This is a genomic window from Aeromonas sp. QDB25 (assembly GCF_027707725.1).
GTDB lineage: Bacteria > Pseudomonadota > Gammaproteobacteria > Enterobacterales > Aeromonadaceae > Aeromonas > Aeromonas caviae.
In genome coordinates this window covers 1-749 of record NZ_JAPCIZ010000230.1, presented here as the reverse complement: position 1 = coordinate 749, position 749 = coordinate 1, and the positions used below count along the sequence as shown (strand labels likewise).

The window sequence follows — 749 nt, the reverse complement described above, 5'->3', positions numbered from 1 at the left end:
CCCCGACAACCTCAAGAGCGGTGTCAGCAAGGCTTGCCGATACGATCCCGAGCTCAACCCCAGCTACCAGCAGTTGGCCGAGCACTATCAGGTGGCGGTGATGCCAGCTCGCCCTTACAAGCCTAAGGACAAAGCCAAGGCCGAGGTGGGTGTGCAGATCGTCGAGCGCTGGATCCTGGCTCGTCTACGCCATCAGACCTTCTTCTCGCTTGCCGAGCTAAACCAGTGCATCCGGGCTTTGTTGAATGAGCTCAACGAGCGCCCGTTCAAGCAGCTGCCCGGTAACCGACGCGAGGCGTTTGAGCAGTTGGACCGCCCGGCACTGGGGTCACTACCGGTGCATCCCTATCGCTATGTCGCCATCAAAACGGTCAAGGTCAACATCGACTATCACGTCAGTTATGAGCAGCACCATTACTCGGTGCCGCACCAGTATGTGGGTCAGCAACTGGAGCTCCATGCGGGCGATACCCTGCTTCAGGTCTATCACCAGCAACAGCTGGTCGCGAGCCATCCGCGTAAAACCATCCCGGGGATGAGCACACTCCCTGAGCACATGCCGGAACGTCACAGCAAGCAGCAACGCTGGACGCCAGGGCGTCTTAAGCAGTGGGCTGCCGACATCGGACCGGGCACCTTGTGCTGGGTTAGCGAACGGCTGGCAGAGAAAGCCCATGCCGAGCAGGCATACCGACTCTGCCTGGGACTGCTGAGTCTTAGCCGGGAGTATCCGCCATCACGAGTCGAAG

At 59.9% G+C, this 749-nt stretch carries 1 pseudogene; it reads left to right on the top strand.

The features are described from left to right. A pseudogene (gene istA, locus PG883_RS23635) lies at positions 1-749 on the top strand (IS21-like element ISAs29 family transposase); the annotation flags it as partial.